This window comes from Chlorobaculum thiosulfatiphilum (genome assembly GCF_006265165.1).
In the GTDB taxonomy this organism is placed as follows: Bacteria; Bacteroidota; Chlorobiia; order Chlorobiales; family Chlorobiaceae; genus Chlorobaculum; species Chlorobaculum thiosulfatiphilum.
On record NZ_VDCH01000065.1, the window covers coordinates 1 to 494 of the forward strand.

General features: G+C 52.8%; 1 protein-coding gene. It reads left to right on the forward strand.

Going from position 1 to position 494, the window contains the following annotated elements; genetic code table 11:
* A partial coding sequence (locus FGF66_RS12385) for a transposase (protein WP_139457955.1) occupies positions 1 to 494 on the forward strand: 494 nt, incomplete at both ends.

Sequence of the window (494 nt, forward strand, 5' to 3'; positions counted from 1 at the left end):
AGCTTCAAGCGCTTTCTGGGACTGAAATCCAGCGACAAGGTTCCGGACAGCAAAACGATCTGGAAATTCCGGGAAACGCTGATTCAGGAAGAACTTATCGAGGTGTTGTTTTTCCGGTTCAATCAGGCGCTCGACGACCACTGCATCTTTGCCAAAAACGGACAACTGGTCGATGCCACCATTGTCGAGGTGCCGCGTCAGCGCAACAGCCGCGAGGAAAACGCGCAAATCAAGCTGGGGGAGACGCCGGAAGCCTGGAAAGAGAAGCCCAACAAGCTGCGTCAGAAAGATGTCGATGCCCGATGGTTGAAGAAAAACAACATCAGCTTTTACGGCTACAAAAACCACATCAAGGTCGATAAAGGCACCAAACTCATCAACAACTGGATGGTGACTCCGGCCTGCGACCACGATTCTCAGGAGCTGGAAACGTTGATTGAAAAAGCAGATGCGGGCCAGCCGCTCTACGCGGACAGCGCCTATGTCGGTCAGGA